A 23,528-nucleotide genomic window follows, 5' to 3' on the forward strand; every position below is an offset into this window, starting at 1 on the left:
TATCTGACATCGCTCCGCGCAATATTTATCGTATCGAAAAGTAACACATCACAACAAGCATATCCAACTTCTTGATGGGAAGTATGGCACTGCTTCGTCAAATGTATCATGATGCAGATTGGTACGCCAAAGGCAATGCAAAACGTACCGATTTGGCGTTAGAAGCTTTAAATGCAAATAAAAACTTAGTACAAATTTTCCACTCTGGGAATAAACATAATAGTATTAAAACGGACGCTATCGGAGACGAATTTGGAATTCAATATGTATTGGTTGGTGATGGAACGGAATATGAAAACATTGCAGCAATGAAGGCGACGAATGCTTCTTTTATCATTCCAATCAACTTTCCAAAAGCGTATGATGTATCAGATCCGTATTCGGCAAGTGTGGTAGAATTGGAAGCGATGAAACATTGGAATCAAGCACCTTCCAATCCGAAAGCGTTGCTTGACAATGGAATTCAGTTCAGCTTTACCATGCACAGTTCAAAATCTGGTAAAGAATTTAAAGGAAACTTGATGAAAGCCATCAAATATGGTTTGGACAAAACGAAAGCCTTGGAAGCATTGACGACTGTTCCAGCGCGTATCTTACAACAAGAAGACAAAGTTGGAAGTTTACAAAACGGACGACAAGCGAATTTTTTAATTACTTCTGGTGATATTTTTGATCCAAAAACGGTAATTTATGAAAATTGGGTTCAAGGGAATCAGAATGTTTTCAAAGACAAATCACAAAAAGACCTACGTGGAAAATATACGTTTAACGTTGCAGGAAACGATTACGATGTGACCATTGTAGGTTCACCAGAAAAATTGAAAGCAACGGTAATGAAAGATTCTTTAAAATTAGGATCAAAAATTGCTTTTAAAAACGATTGGTTACAATTACAATTCACTACGCCAGATACGACAAAAACTGAATATATTCGTTTGACAGCACCTGTTCGTAATGTGAAATTTTTCTCAGGTAAAGCCATTATTGCAAATGGCTCCGAAACTTCGTTCAATGCTACGCAAAAAGAAGTATCTAAATCGAAAGATAAAAAAGGAAAAGGTGGAAAAATGGAAGCTCCAAAAATGTTACCAATTTCTTATCCTAATGGAGCGTATGGTTCCGCAACTTTACCCAAACAAGAAAACGTTTTATTTAGAAATGCCACAGTTTGGACGAATGAAAAAGACGGAATTCTTCAAAATACAGATGTTCTAGTAAAAGATGGAAAAATTGCCCGAATTGGGAAAAACCTCAGCGCTGGAAATGCTCGAATCGTTGATGCGACTGGAAAACATTTAACTGCTGGAATTATTGATGAACATTCACATATTGCAGCTTTTACAATCAATGAAGCTGGACATAATTCTACTGCAGAAGTAAACATGGAAGATGTGGTAAACCCAGAAGATGTCGATATTTACAGAAACTTAGCAGGTGGCGTTACTACCATTCAATTATTGCATGGTTCTGCCAATCCGATTGGTGGACGTTCTGCCATTTTGAGTTTACGTTGGGGACGATCTGCTGATGAAATGTTGTTTAAAGATGCTGACGGATTTATCAAATTTGCATTAGGTGAAAACGTAAAGCAAAGTAATTGGGGCGATACAGAAACCACACGTTTCCCACAAACACGTATGGGAGTTGAGCAAGTGTTTACAGATTATTTCCAAAGAGCAAAAGAATACGAAGCAAAGAAGAAATCAGGAAACTATCGTTATGATATTGAAATGGAAACAATTTTAGAAATTTTAAATAAAAAACGTTTCGTTTCTTGTCACTCATACGTTCAAAGTGAAATTAACATGCTGATGAAAGTTGCTGATAAATTCGGTTTCAACATCAACACATTTACTCACATTTTAGAAGGTTACAAAGTAGCTGACAAAATGAAAGAACACGGTGTTGGCGGTTCTACTTTTTCAGATTGGTGGGCTTACAAGTATGAAGTAAATGACGCCATTCCGTACAATGGAGCAATCATGCATAATCAAGGAGTTTTAGTAGCTTTCAATTCAGATGATGGCGAAATGTCTCGTAGACTGAATCAAGAAGCGGCAAAAGCAGTAAAATATGGTGGTGTTTCAGAAGAAGATGCTTGGAAGTTTGTGACACTGAATCCTGCCAAATTATTACATATTGATGATAAAGTTGGAAGTATTAAAACTGGAAAACAAGCTGATTTGGTATTATGGACAGCTCATCCAATGTCAATTTACGCAAAAGCACAAACAACAATGATTGAAGGAACGGTGTATTTTGATTTGGAACGTGATGCGCAATTGCGAAGAAAGATTCAAAATGAACGCAACGAGTTGATGAATATGATGCTTGCTGAGAAAAATAAAGGCATGAAAACACAACCTGCTAAGAAAAAAGACAAAGTACATCATCATTGTGATACTGTTGAATTTTAAACAAAAACTGACATGAAAAAATATATTTATACATATACATTATGCTTAGCTGTTTTGTTTAGCAGTCTAAGTTTTGCCCAACAAACGCCTGCGGATAAACAGTCGCAAGCAATCTCAATTGTTGGTGTAACCGCACATATTGGAAACGGATCGACTATTGAAAACGCTACTGTTGTTTTTGAAAACGGAAAGATTACTCGCATTGGAACTTCTGCAAACACAGCAACAGCTGGAAAAGTAATTGATGCAAAAGGAAAACATGTGTATCCTGGATTTATCGCGCCAAATTCGACACTTGGTTTGGTAGAAGTTGATGCCGTAAGAGCAACGCGTGACCAACAAGAAACGGGAAGTTTCAATCCGCACATCCGTAGTTTGATTGCGTATAACACAGAATCGAAAGTAGTAGAGAGTTGCAGACCAAACGGAATTTTAACAGCACAAATTACTCCACGTGGTGGCGCTGTTTCTGGAACTTCATCTATCGTACAACTAGATGCTTGGAATTGGGAAGATGCTGCCATAAAAGTTGATGATGGAATTCACATGAATTGGCCAAATAACTATTCTCGTGGTCGTTGGTGGCTTGGAGAACCAAGAGGTTTACGTCCAAATAAAAATTATGCAAAACAATTGACACAAATTCAAGATGTATTTAATGAAACCGCCAGTTATTTAAAAGGTTCAAGAAGTCCAAAGAATTTGCCATACGAAGCTATGGAAGGTTTGCTAGATGGTTCACAAAAATTGTATGTACATGTAAATACCGAAAAAGGAATTTTAGATGCGATCGAATTTGGAAAGAAAAACAAACTTAAAATTGTTATTGTTGGTGGATATCACGCACATAAAGTAGCAACCACTTTACGCCAAAATAAAATTCCTGTGTTATTACACAGAACACATTCTGTACCAAACATGGACGATGAAGATTATGATCTTTCCTATAAAAAAGCTAAAATTCTAACAGATGCTGGTGTTTTAGTCGGATTGGAAAATAGTGGTCAAATGGAACGTATGAATACACGTAATTTACCATTTTTGGCGGGAACTGTAGCTGCACATGGTTTGGATAAAGAAAAAGCATTGCAATTAATTACATCAAATACTGCAAAAATTTTAGGGATTGACGATCGTTTAGGAACCTTAGAAGTTGGAAAAGACGCCACACTTTTTATAAGCGAAGGAGATGCGCTAGACATGCGTGGAAATATTTTAACACATGCCTTTATTGAAGGTCGTGAGTTGAGCTTGGAGACGCATCAAACGAAATTATGGAAGCGTTATACAAAAAAATATGATGGAAAATAGTAACTTTATAGAACAAGTTGCTACTTATACAAATAAAAAAAGGATATTATGAAAAGAATACAAAAATTTGCTTTGGCAATTACCGTGTTGGCGGTGTTGCAGATTTCGGCTCAAAATACGTCAAATACACCAACTATTGAAGAAAATGAAACGATTGAAAATTTTCAGTTACCTACATTTTCAGAATTATCTAATAATATCGCTACCGATTATTCCAACGTGCGCGAACGTTTGCCAAATTTATCTAATATTGGAGAACATGTTCAGAAGGGAATTCGACGTGGACTGTTAGACGATCATAGTATTTCTGCTACTTTTCGTAATCTTTCAACAGAACATTCTATTTTACCAAATATAACTCCAAAACGTTTTCAGTTACGAAACAATTTAAATAATATCATGTTTAATGGTTTTGATGTCAATCAATTACATTTAAACGGAGCTTATAAACAATAAATACGTATACGAGAAACGTAACGCATAAAAAAATCCTCATTGACATAATGAGGATTTTTTTATTTCCAATTTTTCTTTTTCAATCATATGATGATTATCCTTTCGGAACAATTTTCCCATCTTCAGGTCGTGCGTATATTGTTGCTTCCATAGCTTTTTCTGTCAAACTTACATTTGTGAATTCTACTGAATTACGTGGTGCTTTTAAGTTTCCTTCCTCATCGGTTGTAAACCAAGTCAATGTTTTTGGCAATATAATTCCATTGACATCTTGCCAATTTTCATAACGAATGTAACCTCTTTTATCATTTGGCTTTCCATTAAAATAGGTTACCGTATACGCCAACCATTCCATTTGATAGGTCTCAGGATTGTAATAAATAAAGTAATTATCTTCTGGAGAATCGCCTACATTATCACCATACGAAATTTTATATCCTGGATATGAAACACCTTCATACGTTAAACTTTCTTCTTTATCATATGTAATTCCATCATCACCTAACACAAAAGGCATTGCATAAAAGTAGAAATATAAATTATGGTAAAAACGTGCGTTGCTTCTAAAAGCGGTTGTGTCTTTTTGTGCTAACCAAACATCTTTTCCGTCATAACCAATCGTAAAACCTTTTCCTTCCAAACGTGTTTTTCGAGAATGCAAGTCGGTAATATGCTTTTCTGTTTTATCTGGCTTTACCATTTCGTACACCAATGTTTGTGCTTTATTCCAATTGTCAATTCCGCCATGTGCGTCAAACACTTTTTGTAATTTTTCTGGGTATTTTTTTGGATTGACTTTTGCTTCTTCCGTTGTAGTGTTGGAAGTTTCCGATTTCTTTTCAGTATTATTGCAAGCGGTCATCAAGAATAGTCCCAAGAGAACTAAAGTAATTTTTTTCATTAGTTAGTTTGTTTTATTTCTGCTTGAGTCGAAGTGTTTTACAGATCATTACAAGAATGACGAATGTTTTTATTACTAATAGTTGCTAATATTTTCTTATTGTCTAAAAAAGATTGTAGAATTATTGAATCTTTTCGGTAGCAAATGGCAACAATCGCTCAACAAATAACGAATATGCCAATTCCGAAGGATGCAATTGATCTTGCGCTACCAAAGCCGGATTAGTCAAACCTTCACGGGTAATATCTGTAATATTCACAAAGGTAATCCCGTTTGCATTGCAATAACTTCTAGCAAAAGTATTGTATTGATCTATTTCTTCGGAAGTCGTAGGCGAAAAACCAAAACCTTGTCCAAATGGTGTAAATGCATAATCGGGAATAGAAACCACAATCACATTACTCGCGTCACCTTTTGCTAAAGAAACTGCTTTCATTGCCAACTCGGGAAATTCACTTTCATACAAAGAAAAAGGTTTGTTTTGATATTGATTGTTCACACCAATTAACAACGTCACCAAATCGTAAGTATTCGTCAAATTATCATCTTCTGTAATCGCATTGATAAGATTTGTGGTTGTCCAACCAGTTTCCGCAATTATTTTTACACTAAAATTATCTACCGCAGGAAAATTAGCTACTAAACTATCTTTTAATTGCACTGGAAAACGACACGTTTCGCACACGCTTTGTCCAATCGTATAACTATCACCCAAAGATAAAATACGGTATGATTTTGGAGTCACTTCCACAGCATCATCAGAAGAACAACTAAAAATACAAATGCATGATAAAAGTAATATTAATTTTACTCTAAAAATAGTGTGATGTTTTATGTGTCTCAAAAAAAATTAAATTTTGAATATTCGTAAATTTTTACTCTTATTCTGATTAAACTACTAAAATACAACATTCTAAAACTTCAAAGTAACTGTTTTATTTAAAATTAAGCATCTGCGTGAATTCAAAATAATCTCTTTCTTATATTTGCAGCATGTACAAACAAATTTCCAGCACACAAAATACGACCATAAAACACATATTACAACTTCAAGAAAAGTCGCGAAGTCGTAAAAAAGAAGGAAAATGTATTTTAGAAGGTTTTCGTGAATTGACGCTTGCACTCGAAGGAAACTATGCGATTGACACACTATTATTTTATCCTGAAATTTGTTCGTACGAACGCATACAAGAACTTTTAGCTACAGCTAAAAACACTCCTGAATGTATTGAAATTTCGAAAGAAGTTTATCAAAAAATTGCCTATCGCGGAAGTACGGAAGGTGTGTTGGCAATTATACAAACCAAAGAACATTCACTCAAAACGATTACTTTTCACAACAAAACTCCATTAATTTTAGTCGCAGAAGCACCTGAAAAACCTGGAAACATTGGCGCATTGCTTCGTACTGCAGATGCTGCCAATATTGATGCCGTTTTCATCGCAAATCCAAAAACAGATTTGTACAATCCGAATATTGTACGTTCAAGTGTTGGTTGTGTGTTTACGACACAAATTGCCATGGGAAGCACTGCGGAAATCATTTCCTTTTTACAGGAAAAAGACATTGCTATTTATTGTGCGGCATTGACGGCTTCCGAGCACTATCATCTTCAAAATTATCAAAAAGCGACTGCGATCGTCGTTGGTACGGAAGCAACAGGCTTAAGTGATGAATGGCTGAACAATTCTACCCAAAACATCATCATTCCCATGCAAGGAAAAATAGATTCCATGAATGTTTCTGTTGCGGCAGCAATTGTGATTTTTGAAGCGAAGCGACAACGAAGTTTTCTGTAATCTATAGTTGTATAAAAATGAAAGAAATTTCTAAAATAATGAATTACGTAGTTCCTATTGTAGGAATGATTTTTGTTATTTTTGTTTATTTTAATGATAAAAAAAATAAAATTGAATCTGAAAAATATAAGATTGATTATTGGGAGCAGTGTACCGTTCAGTTCAGTGGAATAGTTAGAAGTAAAACTTATATAGAAAAAGGAGGATATGCTTGTTTAGATATGACATATTCTAATAAGAAAGGAGATTATTTGCTATTAATCAATGATGAAATTTTTGTGTGTCAAATCAAAAATAATAAAATACTTTTTACGACTGATGTAACAAACTTAAAAATAGGTGATAGTCTTTCCTATAATATTGATGGTAATAAGTCTGAAATTATATACAGAAATGGAAAAGAGCATAAAAGAATTGAGAATAGTTTAGTTGCTATAAATCTTAAATATCAATATGGACATTATAAAAAGTATGATTGTGAAAACGATTTAAAGTAGATATTTAGTCCAAAAACTAAATTAATTATATAGATACCAACCACTTCTAAAAAACATTTAAAACACTGAAAATCAAAACAAAATAAATATCTATAAATACAAGACAGATCAACATATCTCACAAAAACCATTTTCTTCACTAAATTCGTAAAACATACTTGTTTGTTACATTTCTTTGACTTAATTTTAATTATATGACAGAAATTGAAATTGAAAAGGAAAATGCAGCGATTGCGAAGCAGTATAAAGAACTGCTACGCATCAGTTATCAAGTACTTTCTGCTGAAGATAAAAAAATCATCAGAAAAGCATTTGATGTCGCTGTTGACGCGCACAAAGATCAACGCAGAAAAAGTGGTGAAGCGTATATTTTTCACCCAATTGCTGTTGCCAAAATTGTAGCTTCTGAAATTGGAATGGACGCCACTTCTATCGCTTCTGCCCTTTTGCATGATGTCGTAGAAGATACCGAATATACGCTGGAAGATATTGAGCGAATGTTTGGAATTACCGTTGCCAAAATTGTGGATGGACTGACCAAGATTTCACATCTTAAAAAAGATAAAGACGTTTCGATGCAAGCGGAAAATTTCCGTAAAATGCTCTTAACGATTAATGATGATGTCCGTGTGATTATCATCAAAATTGCTGATCGTCTACACAATATGCAAACCATGGAATCCATGCCTGCGCACAAGCAAGTTAAAATTGCTTCCGAAACTTTATACATTTATGCGCCGTTAGCACACCGAATTGGTTTGTATAATATTAAAACTGAATTGGAAGATTTAGGATTAAAATATACCGAACCTGAAGTTTTTAATGACATTGAGAACAAAATTGAAGAAAGCAAAGAAGAACAACAGAAATATATTGACAACTTTGCTTCTGTCATTAAAAACTCTTTAGATAAAGAAAACTTTGAATATGAAATAAAAGGGCGTTTTAAATCGATATTTTCCATTCGTAGAAAAATGGTCAAACAAGGTGTTACCTTTGATGAAGTCTATGATAAATTTGCCATCAGAATAATTTATGATACGGAAGATTTAGAAAACGAAAAATTCCTTGCTTGGAAAATATACTCTATTGTCACCGATCACTTTAGACCAAATCCTGTGCGTTTGCGCGATTGGATATCTCCCCCAAAATCAACAGGTTACGAAGCATTACACATCACAGTTATGGGACCAAAAGGTCGTTGGGTTGAAGTGCAAATTCGCTCGCATCGTATGCATGAAATTGCAGAAAAAGGATATGCGGCACATTTTAAATACAAACAAGGAGATCAAAAAGAACAAGGCTTGGAACCTTGGCTCAATAAACTTCAAGAAGCGCTCGAAAATCAGGAAGCAAATGCGGTAGATTTTGTTGAACAGTTCAAACTGAATTTATACGCAAAGGAAATCTTTGTGTTTACTCCAGATGGAGATTTAAAATCTTTACCAAAAGGTGCAACTCCGCTCGATTTTGCTTTTAGCATTCACACGCAAGTTGGTTATCACACGCGTGGCGCTAAAGTAAATGGAAAATTAGTGCCGTTGAGTCACGAATTGAAAAGTGGCGATCAAGTCGAAATTATCACATCAGACAAATCGAAACCAAATGCAAACTGGTTGGATTATGCGACAACATCAAGAGCGCGTTCAAAAATTAAATCTTCTTTACGAGAAGAAAAGAAAGCGATTGCAGAAGATGGAAAAGAAATTTTACGCAGAAAATTAAAGCAACTCAAAATTTCACTTGACGAAAAATCAATCAATGAATTGGTAAATCATTTTAAGCTAAAAACAAGCTTAGATTTGTTTTATCGCGTTGGTATTGGAACGATTGACAATCAGAAATTAAAAGAATTTGCAGCACAACGAAGCAATAGTATTTTTAAATTTTTCAAGAATAAAATTAGAAGATCTCCTTCAATTCCCGCCGAAGAAATCAATCAGCCAGAAGTTTCCAACCGTTATGATTTGTTGGTTTTTGGGAAGGAAGAAGAAAAGCTAAATTACAAACTTTCCAATTGTTGCAATCCGATTCCAGGAGATCCTGTTTTTGGTTTTGTAACAGTGAATGAAGGAATCAAAGTTCATAAGAAAAATTGTCCAAATGCAGTGAGTTTACAAGCAAATTATGCATATCGTATTATGCCTGCCAAATGGATTGATTCTTCTCAGGAAGAATTTACCGTTTTGCTAGAATTAACGGGAATTGACAATATGGGATTGGTAAATGATGTTACCAAAGTTATTTCAAACAATATGCATGTAAACATTAGAAACATCAGTTTTGAAACTAACGACGGAATTTTCACAGGAAGAATCACCGTAATTGTAAAAAACAATACTATTTTAAAGCGACTTATTAACAATTTGAAGAAAATTCACGGTATTGAGAAAATAACAAGAGCTTAACACCAAATATACTACAGATGACCCGTCCTAAAAAACCGTTACAGTTATTTAGGATTAAAAATAGTTAAAACACAGATAAGACAGCTGTCTTATCTGTGTTTTTTCTTTTATAGGTTTTTATGTTGACTTTATTTTGTTTGTGCATCTGTTCTGGAGTTAGCATTTGACATGATAAATGCGGTCTTTTGGTATTATAAACTTTAATACTCTGTTGTACTATTTTCTTCATTAGTTTGATGTCTATTTTAGAGGTGCCCATCAAAAACTCTTGTTTCAAGATTCCGTTGATTCGCTCTGCTACTGCATTTTGATATGGATCATAGGATTCTGTCATACTACATTTAATATGACTCTTAGTTAATATTCTTTGATATTGATTACTACAATATTGTAAACCTCTATCAGAATGATGTATTAGCCTTTCCTTGGGATATTTTCTGTTTTTAACAGCTTGCTTTAATGCTTTTATAGAACTATCTACTGCTAAGGTATTGGATAGATAATACCCAACGATCATCTTAGAATATGCATCTGTAATAAGCGATAAATACATGGGATTAGCTCGATTACCTACATAGGTAATATCTGCTACCCAAACTTGTTCTGGTCTGTTTACATCTAAATTCTCTATTACATTGTTATGTTTTCTAAACCGATGATGAGAGTTAGTAGTGATATGATAGCTCCGCTTGGGTTTAATCAACATATGATTTGCCTTTAAAATAGCAAATAAACGATCTCTGCCGACACCTAAACTACGTAAAGACTCTTGTAGAATATGATATAACTTCCTTGTGCCAATGCGTGGTTGCTCTATTCTAACAGATTGAACCAGCTCTATCACATCACTAGCAATACACTGTCGTTTCTCTTTTGAACGTATCGCTCGGTAATATACTTGCCTGCTTACCCCAAGTAACTCACAAGTAGATGAGATACTTTCTCTGTAATGTATTCTAAACATATCGATTACTTGGGTTTGGAGTTTTTTCTGATAGGAATATTAAACTCTTTTTCTGCTAAATCAATCATCATATCAAACAAAATAGCTTTCTTGTCAGCACGCTCCGCCAGATGTTCTGCACGAGCCTTCTGCTTTTCTAACAGTTTGATTTTTTCTTCTAATTCTAAAATCTTTTGTTCTGGAGTCTTTGTCATAGAAAGTGGAGTTTGATTATGCCAATCAAAGTTACCATATTTTTTTAACCAAGTTCTGATGGTAGATCCAGATTGTATACCATACTTTGATAAGACTTGTGAGCGTGTCAGTTTACCCTGTTCAATCTCTTGAACTACTTGGAGTTTAAAAGATAATGAATAATCTTTTTGAGTACGTTTTACATAATTTGTTTTCATTACGCTTAAAATTTAGTGTAACGCTATTTCAGGACGAGACAAGAAATTCAAAAAAGCTGTCAGCTACAATTCCTTGTATCTCACAGCTTTTTTTAACAATAACTACTAATAAAAATGATTAAAATTTAGCATTCATCACATTTCTCTGGACATGTTAGAGAACAGTAACAAGTAGCAATAATTGTACATGCATCGTGTGCAGTTCGTTGTGTCTTTTTCGTTTTTACAGGTTCGGTTGGCACTTCACTTGGCACTTCTGTCCCACCTTGCAGATGAAACGTTTCCAAACTAGAAATGACTTTTTTCCCTAATCTTAATCGTGGATTGAATTCTTTTTTTCATAATATATAAAACATTAAAGTGAATTATGCGCATGTTTACACCATAATTAGTGCAAATTGCAATAGGGTTTACATATTAAGTTAGGAGAGCTCACATTTCTGATTATCAGAAACATACTTACTAAAAGTACATTTTTCAAAGTAAAAAAGCAAACAAAATCAGATGTTATAGTCATAAATAGTACGTTATTAACACACCTATTTGAATTCCGAACGGGAATATGTCCATAAATTTGAAAAATAAGTGTAAATTTGTTTTTTAATCTTCAGCCAAGATGCAACAACATATGGAGGAAAATAATCAAGATATTGTAAAAAACGTTTTTACTAAGTTTTTAGAGGATAACGGACACCGAAAAACTCCTGAACGCTTTGCAATACTTCAAGAAATTTACGAAAGCGAAGAACACTTCGATATTGAGTCGCTTTACATCAAAATGAAAAATAAAAACTATAGAGTAAGTAGAGCTACACTTTACAACACTATAGAACTTTTATTAGACAGCAATTTGGTGCGTAAACATCAGTTTGGGCAAAACCAAGCGCATTACGAAAAGTCATATTTTGACAAACAACACGATCATATTATTCTTACTGATTCTGGTGATGTGATGGAATTTTGTGATCCTAGAATCCAAAGCATCAAAAAAACTATTGAAGAAATTTTTGATATTGACATTCACAATCACTCATTATATTTCTACGCAACAAAGAAGAAAAAAGATAATTAAGACACACTAACAACACACTAACATACTTAATACAATGGCAGTAGATTTACTACTCGGACTTCAATGGGGAGACGAAGGCAAAGGAAAAATTGTTGACGTACTTACCGCAAACTACGATATTATTGCCCGTTTTCAAGGCGGACCAAATGCTGGTCATACGTTGGAATTTGACGGTATCAAACATGTACTCCGTACAATTCCTTCTGGGATTTTTCACGAAACCGCAACCAACGTGATTGGAAATGGTGTTGTGATTGATCCTGTAGTTTTTAAGAAAGAATTAGATGGTTTGGCGCAGTTCAACATTGACATTCATAAAAAACTAATCATTTCAAGAAAAGCACACTTAATTTTACCAACACATCGTTTGCTTGATGCTGCTTCTGAAGCTTCTAAAGGAAAAGCAAAAATTGGTTCTACGCTAAAAGGTATTGGACCAACGTACATGGACAAAACTGGTAGAAACGGAATTCGTGTAGGCGATTTAGAATTGGATAACTGGAAAGAAAAATATCGCGCTTTGACTAACAAACACGAAGCGATGATAAATTTTTATAATGTAGATGTTCAATACGATTTGCAGGAAATGGAAGCAGAATTCTTTGAAGCTGTTGAAGTTTTAAAAACATTGCAATTTATTGATAGTGAAGAATATTTACACCAAGCACAAAAAAGCGGAAAAACGATTTTGGCAGAAGGTGCGCAAGGTTCTTTATTAGATATTGACTTTGGAACGTATCCGTTTGTAACCTCCTCAAACACAACAGCCGCAGGAGCTTGCACAGGATTGGGAGTTGCGCCAAACAAAGTAAAAGACGTTTTCGGAATCTTTAAAGCATATACAACTCGTGTAGGTTCAGGACCTTTTCCAACAGAATTATTTGATGAAGTTGGAGCAGAAATGGCGCGAATTGGAAACGAATTTGGTGCCGTAACTGGACGACCAAGACGTTGTGGCTGGTTAGATTTGGTTGCGCTAAAATATGCGTGTCAAGTGAACGGAGTTACGCAATTAATGATGATGAAAGGTGATGTGCTTTCTGGATTTAAAACCTTAAAAGTATGTACCGCTTACAAATATAAAGGCGACACAATTTCGCATCTTCCTTATAATATTGAACCAGAAAACATTGAACCAATTTATACAGAATTCAAAGGTTGGAAAGAAGATTTAACCAAAATGAGCGATCCATCGCAGTTTCCAAAAGAATTGAATGATTATATCGATTTCTTGGAAAAAGAACTGGAAATTCCAATTAAAATTGTTTCTGTCGGTCCTGATAGAACACAAACAATACACAGATAAGAACTAAAATAGGCTGTCTAAAAGTATATTGAAACGTCATTCTGGACTTGATCTAGAATCTCATCATATTGATTTTTAACTATTATGAGAAACCGAATCATACTGAATCAAGTTCAGCACAAGAGTTCGGTTTGACGAAATCTGTACTTTTTAGACAGCTTTTTTTAGCTCCAAATTTACCATTGTTAACATTTTTTATAGGTTTAGGAATGGTTTTTGTTCAGTTTTTAGGTAACTTTGATATAATTCTACGCCTATGTTGTTTAAAGGAAATGTTTTTAAATTAAGAAAGAATAAACGATTCAACTATACACCTCGTTATTACGAAGGGAAAGAGACTGGAAATGTATATGAAATTGAGTCTAGATTTGTAAAACACCGTGAAGGTTTAAACGCAAATGACTTTGGAGGACATTGGAAAGAAGCACGAAAAGCCAGTAGACATCGAGGAAATCGTGAAGTTTCTATACGTTTGATTATCATCATCGCTGTACTTATATTGATTTTCTTGTTTTTTATTGACTTTGACCTATCAATATTTACTAGAGGAAGATAATACATGGCAGACATAATAAGGCTTTTACCCGATCATGTTGCAAATCAAATTGCAGCAGGAGAAGTTGTGCAGCGACCTGCATCTGTGGTAAAAGAGTTACTTGAAAATGCAATTGATGCAAAAGCTACCGAAATCAAACTGATTGTTAAGGAAGCTGGAAAAACACTTATACACGTTATTGATAATGGCTTTGGAATGAGCGAAACGGATGCGCGACTTTCCTTTGAGCGACATGCTACGTCCAAAATTCAAGCCGCAGAAGATTTATTTAATTTAAACACAAAAGGTTTTCGTGGAGAAGCCTTAGCTTCTATCGCGGCAATTGCGCATGTGGAATTGCAAACGAAAAAAGAAGCAGACGAGCTTGGTACACGTATTAAAATTGAAGGAAGCAAACTCATCACGCAAGAAGTGATTACAACACCAACAGGAACTTCGATTGCTGTCAAAAATCTATTTTACAACATTCCTGCACGACGTAATTTTTTAAAATCTGATGCTGTAGAATTACGCCATATTATTGACGAATTTCAACGTGTTGCGTTGGCACATCCTGATATTGGATTTGTGTTGTATCATAACGGAAACGAATTATTCAACCTTCCGAAAAGTAATTACAGACAGCGTATTGTGAATATTTTGGGTGGAAAAACCAATGAAAAGTTGGTGCCAATTCAGGAAGATACTGACATTGTAAAAATTAGCGGATTTGTGGGAAAACCTGAGTTTGCCAAAAAAAGCAGAAACGAACAATTTTTCTTTGTAAACAATCGCTTTATCAAAAGTCCGTACTTACATCACGCGATCAACGCCGCTTTTGAAGGTTTACTGAAAGAAAAGATGCAACCGAGTTATTTTATCTATCTCGAAGTACATCCTGAAACGATTGATATTAACATTCATCCCACAAAAACAGAAATTAAATTTGACGACGAGCATTCGCTGTATGCGATGTTGCGCGCGACTGTAAAACATAGTTTGGGACAATTTAATATTGCTCCTGTACTCGATTTTGATCGTGATGCAAATTTAGATACACCATACGATTATAAAAACAAACAAGCGGCAGTTCCTAACATTCAGGTAGATCGTAGTTTCAATCCGTTTGCAGATGAAAAGAAAACTGCTGGAAATACGACAACACAACCGCGATATACAAATTACAAGAAAGAATCGACAGAAGGTTGGGAAAGTTTGTATGTAGGATTGGAATCGAAATCAAATTCCAATCAGTTTTCAACCGAAAATATAGAGTTTGAATCAGAAGAAATGACAAGTTCTTTGTTTACCAATGAAGAACCTCGTGAAACGTTAACCTATCAATTACACCGAAAATATATTGTAAGTTCTATCAAATCAGGAATTGTAATTATCGATCAACACCGAGCACATCAACGTGTTTTGTACGAGCAATTACTACGAAATATTACGGTAAGCGAAGCGGTAAGTCAGCAATTACTATTTCCGGTAACGTTTACCTTTTCCACAAGTGAAATTGCGCTTTTAAAAGAAGTAAAAGAAAGTTTAGAAAATATTGGTTTTATGTTTAGCAATATTACGAATGATACGATTGAACTTTCTGGAATTCCATCCAATATTTCTGAAAGTGAACTGCAAATTATCATTGAACAAATGCTGAATGATTTTCAAGGAGAAATTCCTGACACAGGATTTAGTCAAACAGACGTTTTAGTCAAATCGTTAGCAAAAAGCATGGCAATTCGCACTGGAAAAAAACTAGAAGTAGAAGAACAAGAATCGTTGGTAAACAACTTATTTGCTTGTAAAGAACCTAACGTTTCTCCATTTAACAGAACCATATTCATCACACTGAGCGTGGATGATTTAGATAAAAAATTTATATAGATTATGATGCGCATTACAGATACCGTAAAACACCTCATCATTATCAATGTGATCGTTTGGGCTGCCACCATGATTTTGCTGGAAAGAGGTATAGACCTTGTGCAACTTTTGGCATTGTACTTTCCTGAAAATCCAAATTTTAAATTTTGGCAACCTGTCACAAGTATGTTTATGCACTCTACAGAAAGTATCACTCATTTACTATTCAATATGTTTGGCTTGTGGATGTTTGGTTCTGCGCTAGAAATGCGTTGGGGAAAAGTGAAATTTTTAAGTTTCTATATGATTACTGGCGTTGGAGCTGGTTTGATACATACGTTGGTTAATTATTACGGCGTGTATAGTAACATGAATATATTGTTGGAAGCAGGCTATAATCAAACAGAGATTTTTAATATCATTAGTCAAGCTAAATATATGACTAGTTGGGAAAATATATTAACAGAAAGTCAGATTTCAACTTTAGTTGGTGATTTCTATGCACCAGCACTTGGAGCTTCTGGCGCTTTGTATGGAGTTTTGGTGGCTTTTGGTATGATGTATCCGAATACAGAATTAATGCTTATGTTTATTCCAATTCCTGTAAAAGCTAAGTATTTTATTCCTGGATTGTTACTGCTTGATTTTATTGGCGGAATTTCTGGAGGATTTAGCTTGTTTGGCGCCGGAAACATTGCACATTTTGCCCATTTAGGTGGCGCATTGTTTGGCTTTTTACTTATGTTGTATTTTGATAAAACACAGTTTAATAAAAATCGTTGGGACTAATGGATACAAAAACACGTTTATTAACTACGTATCGTGGACTGAACGCTGCTGAGAAATTGATTGCAATCAACATTACTATTTTTGCAGTCATTTCAATATATAATGCCATCTTTTATTCGTTTAGTGGTGGTGCACATGCTACTTTTTTTACAGATTATTTTGCCCTGAAAAATGGCTGGACGCATGTTTTGTATAAACCTTGGACCATTATTACCTGTGCTTTTTTACACGCAAGTTTTGGACATTTACTGTCTAATTGTATTGTATTGTACTTCTCCGGACGTATCTTTTTTACATTCTTTACAGAAAAACAATTTATCACAGTATATGCTTATGGAATTTTAGCAGGATCGCTTTTTTTCCTGTTGGCATATAACTTTTTACCAACTTTTAGAGGAACAGAAGCAACTGCTGTAGGCGCTTCGGCTGCTGTATTGGCGATATTAGTTGCTGGTGCAATATACGCGCCTAATTATATTGTAAATCTTTTTGGCTTGATTCAAATTAAATATTGGATTATTGCTGCTTTATTGGTAATCTCTTACATTTCCTATATTCCTTACGGGAATGCTGGCGGACATTATGCACATATTGGCGGAGCTTTGATAGGATTTTTGTATTCCAAACAACTCATAAAAGGCAACGATATTGGTATTGGTTTTGAACGCTTTTGGGATAAATTGATGCATCTTTTTAGCAGAAAAGATAAATCTCCATTAAAAACCGTATACAAAAACAAGACAACGAAACGTTCTACTACAACTACGACTGCACAATCATCCGCAGAGAAGCAACGAAAAGTTGATGCTATTTTGGATAAAATTAGTAAGTCTGGCTATGAAAGTCTGACAAAAGCTGAAAAGGATTTTTTATTTAAGTCAGGAAAGGAAAATTAATGTATGCGTGAAAAGAAGAAACGATTAAGTATTTTTGGTAGAATTTTTTTCTTCTTAAACTCTGTATTTGCAGCGCTTCTTCTTCTATCCTATATTTTACCATACGCAGTTCCTAAAAGTTTTCCAATTCTCTCTGTACTGAGTTTGTTGGTTCCGGTGTTTATCATCATCAACTTTATTTTTATGTTTATTTGGATCTTGAGTGTCCGAAGACAATTTTTATTATCCTTTTTTGTGCTGATTATTGGATATTCACATGTAACATCTTTGTATAAATTTTCAAGAAATACGACAGCACCTTCTCAGAATTCAATTTCTGTGATGAGTTACAATGTGCGTCTGTTTAATATTTATAATTGGATTAAGGAAACACATGTTGATAAGAAAATTGTAGACCTTGTACATGCAGATTTTCCTGATGTTGTAGCGTTTCAGGAGTTTCACAAAAATCAACAAGCAGCTTTTAATTTTTATACATACAAACATGTTGTTTTAAAAGGTAAAAACAAAAAAACGGGACAAGCTATTTTTTCTAAATATCCAATTGTCCACAAAGGTTCTTTGGAATTTCCAAATACGCCAAATAATGCTATTTATATTGATATTGTAAAGAATAAAGATACCATTCGTGTGTATAATTTACATTTACAATCGTTACGTATCAATCCGCAAAAAGAAGAATTGACACAGGAAAATTCAGAACGTTTACTAAAACGAATGGCAAAAACTTTTAAAATGCAGCAATCGCAAGCAGAATTGTTTGAGATCAATCGGAAGAACTGTACGTATAAGAAAATTATTTTGGGAGATTTTAATAATTCGCAATTTTCTAACGTTTATAAAACTATTAAAGGTAGTATGAAAGATGCATTTGTAGAAGCTGGAAGCGGCTTTGGAAAAACCTTAGATTATCCCTTTTTCCCGATGCGAATTGATTTTGTGCTTGTTGATGAATCCTTTACCGTAAATAAATTTAAAACTTTTACAGAACATTACTCAGATCATTATGCGATACAAAGTGTGATTTCGTTGGATTGAGGTTGCTGGTTGCTGGTTGCTGGTTGCTGGTTGCTGGCTAAATTATACTTTTCTAATTTAAAATTCAACAGTTATAACTTAACTTCGTTATTCGTTATTCGTTGGTTTGTTGTTTATGGAAAAATAATATTTACTTTGAAACTTCTCAATACTCACAACTAATTAAAAAATCAGTTTTTGTTTACTGCTAAATACGCTTCACTTTGCTTGAAATATTTTTGAAGTGAACTGTCTAGATATTTGACATAATCCGTAGATTCATTTCGCATTTGCGATAGTTTTGCCATGGTGTACGCAATGATTTGCTCTGGTAAATATCCTGAAGATTTTGATTGCCAACCAAATGCTCCTACTCTAGTAAAATTGAATCTTGAATTTCCAATAAAAATTCCGAAACCGTACGTAATTGCAGTCAAGTCTGTTAAATATTCGTCATTTTCTGCTATTCTGTTTTCTCCTAATAATATTTCGTGTGATAACTCGTGAGAAATGGTAGCGATAAGAGAAATTGGATCTTTTAGTTGACTTCTTTCAATAGAGATAATCACATCTTCTCCATTACTCTCATAAGTTCCTGCTGCACTTTGCCATTCTCCGTTGATGTCTGCTGGAGTTGATAGCAATGTTCCATCGTCCATTTCAATTGGACTATCCGAGAAGTAATTCAACTTGATGTCTACAGCTTCAATTTTCATCAATTCCATCGTACGTTTTAAGATGAATTCCGCATCTTGCTCACTTCCATCAAAGGTTCTGTTATAAAAGTTTTTTGTTGGTGTAACCGTTCTGATTTCCATAAAATGCTTATGACTTAATTCTTTTTTAAGCCATGCTAATTCTTCATCAATCCAGATTTGATCTTCTGTGGTAATAGGCAGTTTTTTCTTTTTCTTCCAGAACATGTTTACGACTTAGTACTATCGAAGATAATTATTTTTTTATAGCATTAAGAAATAACAAAGCTAAATCGGACATCCCTGAATAGCACATTCTATTTTTTTATATCCATACCAAACAAATTTTAATATTTTAATTCCCAAACTCAAACCATCGTAATAAGATTTAACTTCTCTGCAATGACTGCAACTACTAGATCCACCTGCATTTCCTGTTGGATGATTTTGACCTTTAGAATTTGGTTTCCTATACATTCCACCAATTACTCCCCAAGTCGCTACAACGCCTATGGCGATTCCTACTGATACTGCTAAAGACATATTTTTCTTTTTTAATTTACCTACTCTATACAATTTTCGGCTCCCTTGAATGTCAAAGCTTTAGATAGATCAATTGTATCTCTACAAATTATTATTGAATTCCAATTGATAAACATTGCTTTGAATCATTGGGACAAATTTGATACTAAATTGATTTCAAATTGTAAGTTAAATCACCTTTTTCTTCAGGGCTAATTCATCCTTTTTTTTAGGGTCTTTATTGGAAGTGGTTTAAAATAGTTTGTATACATGTAAAATATTAGCAAGTATTCCGTAATTTTTTTTTGAATGATAATCCGCTATTGTATCATCCAACAATCAACAGTATCTGCTAAAATGTGTAAGAGCAAGCCAATTCCGAGAATTCGTGTTTTCTTGAAGATTAGAAATCCTACGTAAATGGCAATTGCATAGTAACTGTGTAAGGGATGAAAGTTGATACTACAACGATTCGGGTCAAAGATTGGGGTGGCGAGCAAATGATCGAGATCAATAAGCATGCACAGAAGAAAGATAAAATACGTGGTTTTCCATGTTTTTCTATACAGAAAAAGTGCTATGAGCAATGGAAAGATAAAATGCAAACCGTAATGCGCAAAAGGTCTCAAAAACATCAGGAAATAGTTTGCTGTTCCAAATACGCAAGTGCGTTTGTTCCTTCGTTAAATAGCAAATCTAAGATACTTAAGTTTGAAATAAATCCGTGTTTGTTTTCAAAAACCTGTGTGTACTTATCAAAACCGTAATCTGGTTCTTTTTTTACAACTGCTAGTTTTCTAAAATCTTGCATACCAGTAATGATGCTGTGGTATTCTGAAGTTTTAGAAGTTTCTATTTCCAACTGTAAACATTCATTGACAATTTCAATGGTGTCAAAATTCAGATCAATTAAGTGCGTGTATCTTTTTTCAAAAAGCGGTCGTAATTCATCTTCGTAATATTCAAAATAAGGTGAAGTACGGTACGCACTTTCAAGTGATTTCCAATGCAAACGTTGCCAAGCAGTTTCGTTAGCAATTTGAATTTCTTTATACTTCTGATGTTTTTGCTGTTTATTGTGTCTCACAGGAACATTAAACATCAATTTTCCATTTGCGCCGTAAATATACGTACGGTTTCGATAGGTTTGTTTCTGGAAATTATCTTCCATTTCATAGACCAAATGCTCCGTTTTAGCGAACATTACATAATGTGCGATGCTTGGAAAATATGTGGGATGAGCTATGATATTCAATCCTATGGAGTTTATGAGTTTATAAGTTTATGAGTTGAATAGTTTATTTATATAAATAGTGCTTCAAATTACGATTTCGCCACTTTCTTCTTCTTTCTAAAATAGTTGAATACAAACCAACCTGCCAGCAAAATTAAGAAATATCTAAAGTATGATGTTGGCTCTCCATCGCCACTAACAGTTGTAAACAAACGATTCCAACGAATTTTATTAAAAATACCTTTCGCTTTCGTGTCCCAACTCATCCAAACAAAAACTGGTTTTCCGAGTACGTGGTCAAATGGAACAAATCCCCAACTTCTAGAGTCTTGCGAGTTTCCTCGATTGTCTCCCATCATCCAATAGTAATCTTGCTCAAATGTGTATGAAGTAATTACCTTTCCATCAATTTTGATTTGATTGTCTTCTACAGTTAAATTTTTCCCTTCATATTCTGAAATTGCTCTTTTGTATACAGGAATATTATCCATAGTTAATTGTACCGTTTGTCCTGCATACGGAATTTCAATTGGTCCATATTGGTAGTTATTCCATTGATAGTTTTCACTTTGAGGAAAAACATCGGTTCGTACTCCTTTTTCTAACTTCATTTTTTCAACAGCAGCGACATTTGGATGATTTTTTAAGTCTTCTGCTGTCTTTTCAGTCATTCCAAAAAAGATATATGTATTGTTTCCTTGTGAATATATATCATCTGTAATGTCGTAGCGATCGTGTAAATATTGCTTTGAAAACGATCTTCCTTTCGATTGTACATAATAGCTAAATTGCAACTTTGCACGCTCCGGAAGCACATTTTTCTTTCCATCAATATATACATAACCATCTCTTACTTCTAGCTTATCGCCTGGCAAACCAACACAGCGTTTTACATAGTTAGAACGTTTGTCCAACGGTTTGTACATCGTTTTACTATTCGGATTGTCAATTACGGTAAGTGTATCTACTGGCCAATTAAAAACTACAATATCATTTCGTTCAATGATTTCAAATCCTGGAAATCTATAGTATGGCAATTGCGGTTCTTTCATGTATGATTTCATTCCCGTAAACGGAATGGCATCGTGCACCATTGGCAAAGCTACTGTAGTCATTGGTGTTCGTGCGCCATAATGTATTTTACTTACGAATAGAAAATCACCAACCAACAATGTTTTTTCTAACGATGATGTTGGTATCACAAACGGTTGCATGACATACGTATGTACCAATGTTGCCGCAACAACTGCAAACAAAATAGAAGCAATCCACTCGCCTGCTGTTGTTCTTGGTTTTAAGCTTCTTTCGTGTACATATTCTACGTCTAACATATAGTTTACGTAGTAAATGTAAAACCCAAGTGTTACAACAACTAAAATCGTTTCATAACGTTCTGTGCGCCCAAAGCTACGAATGGTTTCTACCCAAAGTACTGGAAATACAATCAACTGAACAATTGGAATGAATAGTAAAATTACCCAATACCATTCTTTTGGTCGGTTGATAATTTTCATGAGTACAAATGCATTGTATATTGGAACTAAAGCTTCCCAAGCTTTTCTACCAGCTTTTACGTAGAGTTTCCAAGTTCCTAAAAAGTGAATGATTTGAACGAGGAAGAAAAATATTAAAAATGCTTGCGTAAACGTCATTTTTTGTTTGTTTAATGATTCAATTTTGCACTGAATCCTGTTTGGTTATTTACAAATATATAAACCGAAAGGTACTATATTTTATATTTATTATATGTTTAACACGTCTTTCATCGTGTACACGCCTTTTTTATCCTGAATCCATTCTGCGGCAACAACGGCACCAAGAGCAAATCCTTCACGATTGTGCGCTTCATGTTTAATGGAAATACTGTCTATAGAAGATGTGTATGTGATTTCGTGTGTTCCAGGAACTTCTGGAATACGTTTGGCAACGATTGGAAGTGTTACGTCATTGGTAGAACCGTCAAGTTTCCAATCATTATATTTTGTATGTTGAATGATGCCTTCTGCGAGTGTGATTGCCGTTCCGCTTGGTGCATCCAATTTTTTAGTGTGATGAATTTCTTCAATATTTACTTTGTAATCTTCTAATTGAGACATCATTTTTGCCAAGTATGCGTTCATCTCAAAGAAAATATTTACGCCAAGGCTAAAATTTGATGCATAGATAAACGCGCCATTTTTCGTTTCACACATATTCACAACGTCGTCATATTGTTCCAACCAACCTGTAGTTCCAGAAATAACGGGAATTTGGTGTTTGATACAATGTGTAATGTTCTGATATGCAGCAGACGGAATACTGAAGTCAATAGCGACATCTACGGAAGTGAAATCAAACGAACTAATATCACTTGAAATTTTGTGCACAATTGAATGTCCTCTTTTGAGCGCAATTTTCTCAATTTCCTTTCCCATTCTTCCATAACCGAGCAATGCAATGTTCATATTCTG

The 23,528-nt window shown here is 34.3% G+C and carries 24 protein-coding genes; 13 read left to right on the forward strand and 11 right to left on the reverse strand.

The window, feature by feature from the left end:
• Positions 1-83 precede the first annotated feature (83 nt).
• The 3 genes from KAOT1_RS09565 to KAOT1_RS09575 are packed head-to-tail and all read left to right on the forward strand — an operon-like array spanning position 84 to position 4,184.
• On the forward strand, positions 84-2,417 hold the full coding sequence (locus KAOT1_RS09565) for an amidohydrolase family protein (protein WP_316927985.1): 2,334 nt from the start codon (positions 84-86) through the stop codon (positions 2,415-2,417).
• Positions 2,418-2,429: 12 nt separating this feature from the next.
• Positions 2,430-3,728: an amidohydrolase family protein gene (locus KAOT1_RS09570; RefSeq protein ID WP_007094589.1), complete on the forward strand. Its 1,299-nt coding sequence runs from the start codon at positions 2,430-2,432 to the stop codon at positions 3,726-3,728.
• A 48-nt stretch (positions 3,729-3,776) separates the two neighbouring features.
• Complete coding sequence (locus KAOT1_RS09575) at positions 3,777-4,184, forward strand: hypothetical protein (protein ID WP_007094590.1); 408 nt, start codon at positions 3,777-3,779, stop codon at positions 4,182-4,184.
• A 94-nt stretch (positions 4,185-4,278) separates the two neighbouring features.
• Here the strand turns inward: KAOT1_RS09575 and KAOT1_RS09580 are convergent, their stop codons facing one another.
• Complete coding sequence (locus KAOT1_RS09580) at positions 4,279-5,085, reverse strand: DUF6503 family protein (protein WP_007094591.1); 807 nt, start codon at positions 5,083-5,085, stop codon at positions 4,279-4,281.
• A gap of 121 nt (positions 5,086-5,206) precedes the next feature.
• Complete coding sequence (locus KAOT1_RS09585) at positions 5,207-5,920, reverse strand: SGNH/GDSL hydrolase family protein (RefSeq protein ID WP_040559985.1); 714 nt, start codon at positions 5,918-5,920, stop codon at positions 5,207-5,209.
• 158 nt (positions 5,921-6,078) lie between these two features.
• On the opposite strand from KAOT1_RS09585, the gene KAOT1_RS09590 reads away from it, so the two are divergent.
• From KAOT1_RS09590 to KAOT1_RS09600, 3 genes are all read left to right on the forward strand, one after another.
• Positions 6,079-6,885 carry a TrmH family RNA methyltransferase gene (locus tag KAOT1_RS09590; RefSeq protein WP_007094593.1) on the forward strand — a complete coding sequence of 269 codons (807 nt, stop codon included), beginning with the start codon at positions 6,079-6,081 and terminating at the stop codon, positions 6,883-6,885.
• A gap of 17 nt (positions 6,886-6,902) precedes the next feature.
• Entirely contained in the window at positions 6,903-7,382 is a 480-nt protein-coding gene (locus KAOT1_RS09595) for a hypothetical protein (protein WP_040559454.1), read from the forward strand.
• A gap of 194 nt (positions 7,383-7,576) precedes the next feature.
• A complete protein-coding gene (locus tag KAOT1_RS09600; RefSeq protein WP_007094595.1) occupies positions 7,577-9,790 on the forward strand; it encodes a RelA/SpoT family protein in 2,214 nt (737 codons plus the stop codon).
• Positions 9,791-9,854: 64 nt separating this feature from the next.
• Here the strand turns inward: KAOT1_RS09600 and KAOT1_RS09605 are convergent, their stop codons facing one another.
• From KAOT1_RS09605 to KAOT1_RS22870, 3 genes are all read right to left on the reverse strand, one after another.
• Entirely contained in the window at positions 9,855-10,754 is a 900-nt protein-coding gene (locus KAOT1_RS09605) for an IS3 family transposase (RefSeq protein ID WP_007092993.1), read from the reverse strand.
• A gap of 5 nt (positions 10,755-10,759) precedes the next feature.
• Entirely contained in the window at positions 10,760-11,146 is a 387-nt protein-coding gene (locus KAOT1_RS23415; RefSeq protein ID WP_007092873.1) for a helix-turn-helix domain-containing protein, read from the reverse strand.
• A gap of 125 nt (positions 11,147-11,271) precedes the next feature.
• A complete protein-coding gene (locus KAOT1_RS22870; RefSeq protein WP_157560088.1) occupies positions 11,272-11,433 on the reverse strand; it encodes a hypothetical protein in 162 nt (53 codons plus the stop codon).
• Positions 11,434-11,774: 341 nt separating this feature from the next.
• On the opposite strand from KAOT1_RS22870, the gene KAOT1_RS09615 reads away from it, so the two are divergent.
• The 7 genes from KAOT1_RS09615 (at position 11,775) to KAOT1_RS09645 (ending at position 18,648) form a co-directional block, all read left to right on the forward strand.
• Positions 11,775-12,218 (forward strand): Fur family transcriptional regulator, encoded by a 444-nt coding sequence (locus tag KAOT1_RS09615; protein ID WP_007094597.1) that lies wholly within the window; start codon positions 11,775-11,777, stop codon positions 12,216-12,218.
• Between the two features lie 34 nt (positions 12,219-12,252).
• The gene (locus KAOT1_RS09620) at positions 12,253-13,524 is read left to right on the forward strand and encodes an adenylosuccinate synthase (RefSeq protein WP_007094598.1); all 1,272 of its coding nucleotides are present in this window, start codon (positions 12,253-12,255) and stop codon (positions 13,522-13,524) included.
• A 256-nt stretch (positions 13,525-13,780) separates the two neighbouring features.
• A complete protein-coding gene (locus KAOT1_RS09625; RefSeq protein ID WP_007094599.1) occupies positions 13,781-14,080 on the forward strand; it encodes a hypothetical protein in 300 nt (99 codons plus the stop codon).
• A 3-nt stretch (positions 14,081-14,083) separates the two neighbouring features.
• Complete coding sequence (gene mutL, locus KAOT1_RS09630; protein ID WP_007094600.1) at positions 14,084-15,946, forward strand: DNA mismatch repair endonuclease MutL; 1,863 nt, start codon at positions 14,084-14,086, stop codon at positions 15,944-15,946.
• Positions 15,947-15,949: 3 nt separating this feature from the next.
• Positions 15,950-16,714, forward strand: a complete 765-nt coding sequence (locus KAOT1_RS09635; protein ID WP_007094601.1) for a rhomboid family intramembrane serine protease — start codon at positions 15,950-15,952, stop codon at positions 16,712-16,714.
• Positions 16,714-17,610, forward strand: a complete 897-nt coding sequence (locus KAOT1_RS09640) for a rhomboid family intramembrane serine protease (protein WP_007094602.1) — start codon at positions 16,714-16,716, stop codon at positions 17,608-17,610. Before KAOT1_RS09635 ends, KAOT1_RS09640 begins: the two co-directional genes overlap by 1 nt.
• Positions 17,611-17,613: 3 nt before the next feature.
• Positions 17,614-18,648, forward strand: a complete 1,035-nt coding sequence (locus KAOT1_RS09645) for an endonuclease/exonuclease/phosphatase family protein (protein ID WP_007094603.1) — start codon at positions 17,614-17,616, stop codon at positions 18,646-18,648.
• A gap of 170 nt (positions 18,649-18,818) precedes the next feature.
• Here KAOT1_RS09645 and KAOT1_RS09650 read toward each other — a convergent pair whose 3' ends face one another.
• From KAOT1_RS09650 to dapB, 6 genes are all read right to left on the reverse strand, one after another.
• Positions 18,819-19,550 carry a hypothetical protein gene (locus KAOT1_RS09650; RefSeq protein WP_007094604.1) on the reverse strand — a complete coding sequence of 244 codons (732 nt, stop codon included), beginning with the start codon at positions 19,548-19,550 and terminating at the stop codon, positions 18,819-18,821.
• A 60-nt stretch (positions 19,551-19,610) separates the two neighbouring features.
• Complete coding sequence (locus KAOT1_RS09655) at positions 19,611-19,865, reverse strand: hypothetical protein (protein ID WP_007094605.1); 255 nt, start codon at positions 19,863-19,865, stop codon at positions 19,611-19,613.
• 299 nt (positions 19,866-20,164) lie between these two features.
• Positions 20,165-20,479, reverse strand: a complete 315-nt coding sequence (locus KAOT1_RS09660) for a DUF6122 family protein (protein WP_007094606.1) — start codon at positions 20,477-20,479, stop codon at positions 20,165-20,167.
• Positions 20,479-21,099: a WbqC family protein gene (locus KAOT1_RS09665; protein ID WP_040559455.1), complete on the reverse strand. Its 621-nt coding sequence runs from the start codon at positions 21,097-21,099 to the stop codon at positions 20,479-20,481. Before KAOT1_RS09665 ends, KAOT1_RS09660 begins: the two co-directional genes overlap by 1 nt.
• A gap of 68 nt (positions 21,100-21,167) precedes the next feature.
• Positions 21,168-22,730, reverse strand: a complete 1,563-nt coding sequence (lepB, locus tag KAOT1_RS09670) for a signal peptidase I (RefSeq protein ID WP_007094608.1) — start codon at positions 22,728-22,730, stop codon at positions 21,168-21,170.
• A gap of 90 nt (positions 22,731-22,820) precedes the next feature.
• Positions 22,821-23,522 (reverse strand): 4-hydroxy-tetrahydrodipicolinate reductase, encoded by a 702-nt coding sequence (gene dapB, locus KAOT1_RS09675; protein WP_007094609.1) that lies wholly within the window; start codon positions 23,520-23,522, stop codon positions 22,821-22,823.
• Between the last annotated feature and the right edge of the window lie 6 nt (positions 23,523-23,528).

It is taken from the genome of Kordia algicida OT-1, from assembly GCF_000154725.1.
In the GTDB taxonomy this organism is placed as follows: Bacteria; Bacteroidota; Bacteroidia; order Flavobacteriales; family Flavobacteriaceae; genus Kordia; species Kordia algicida.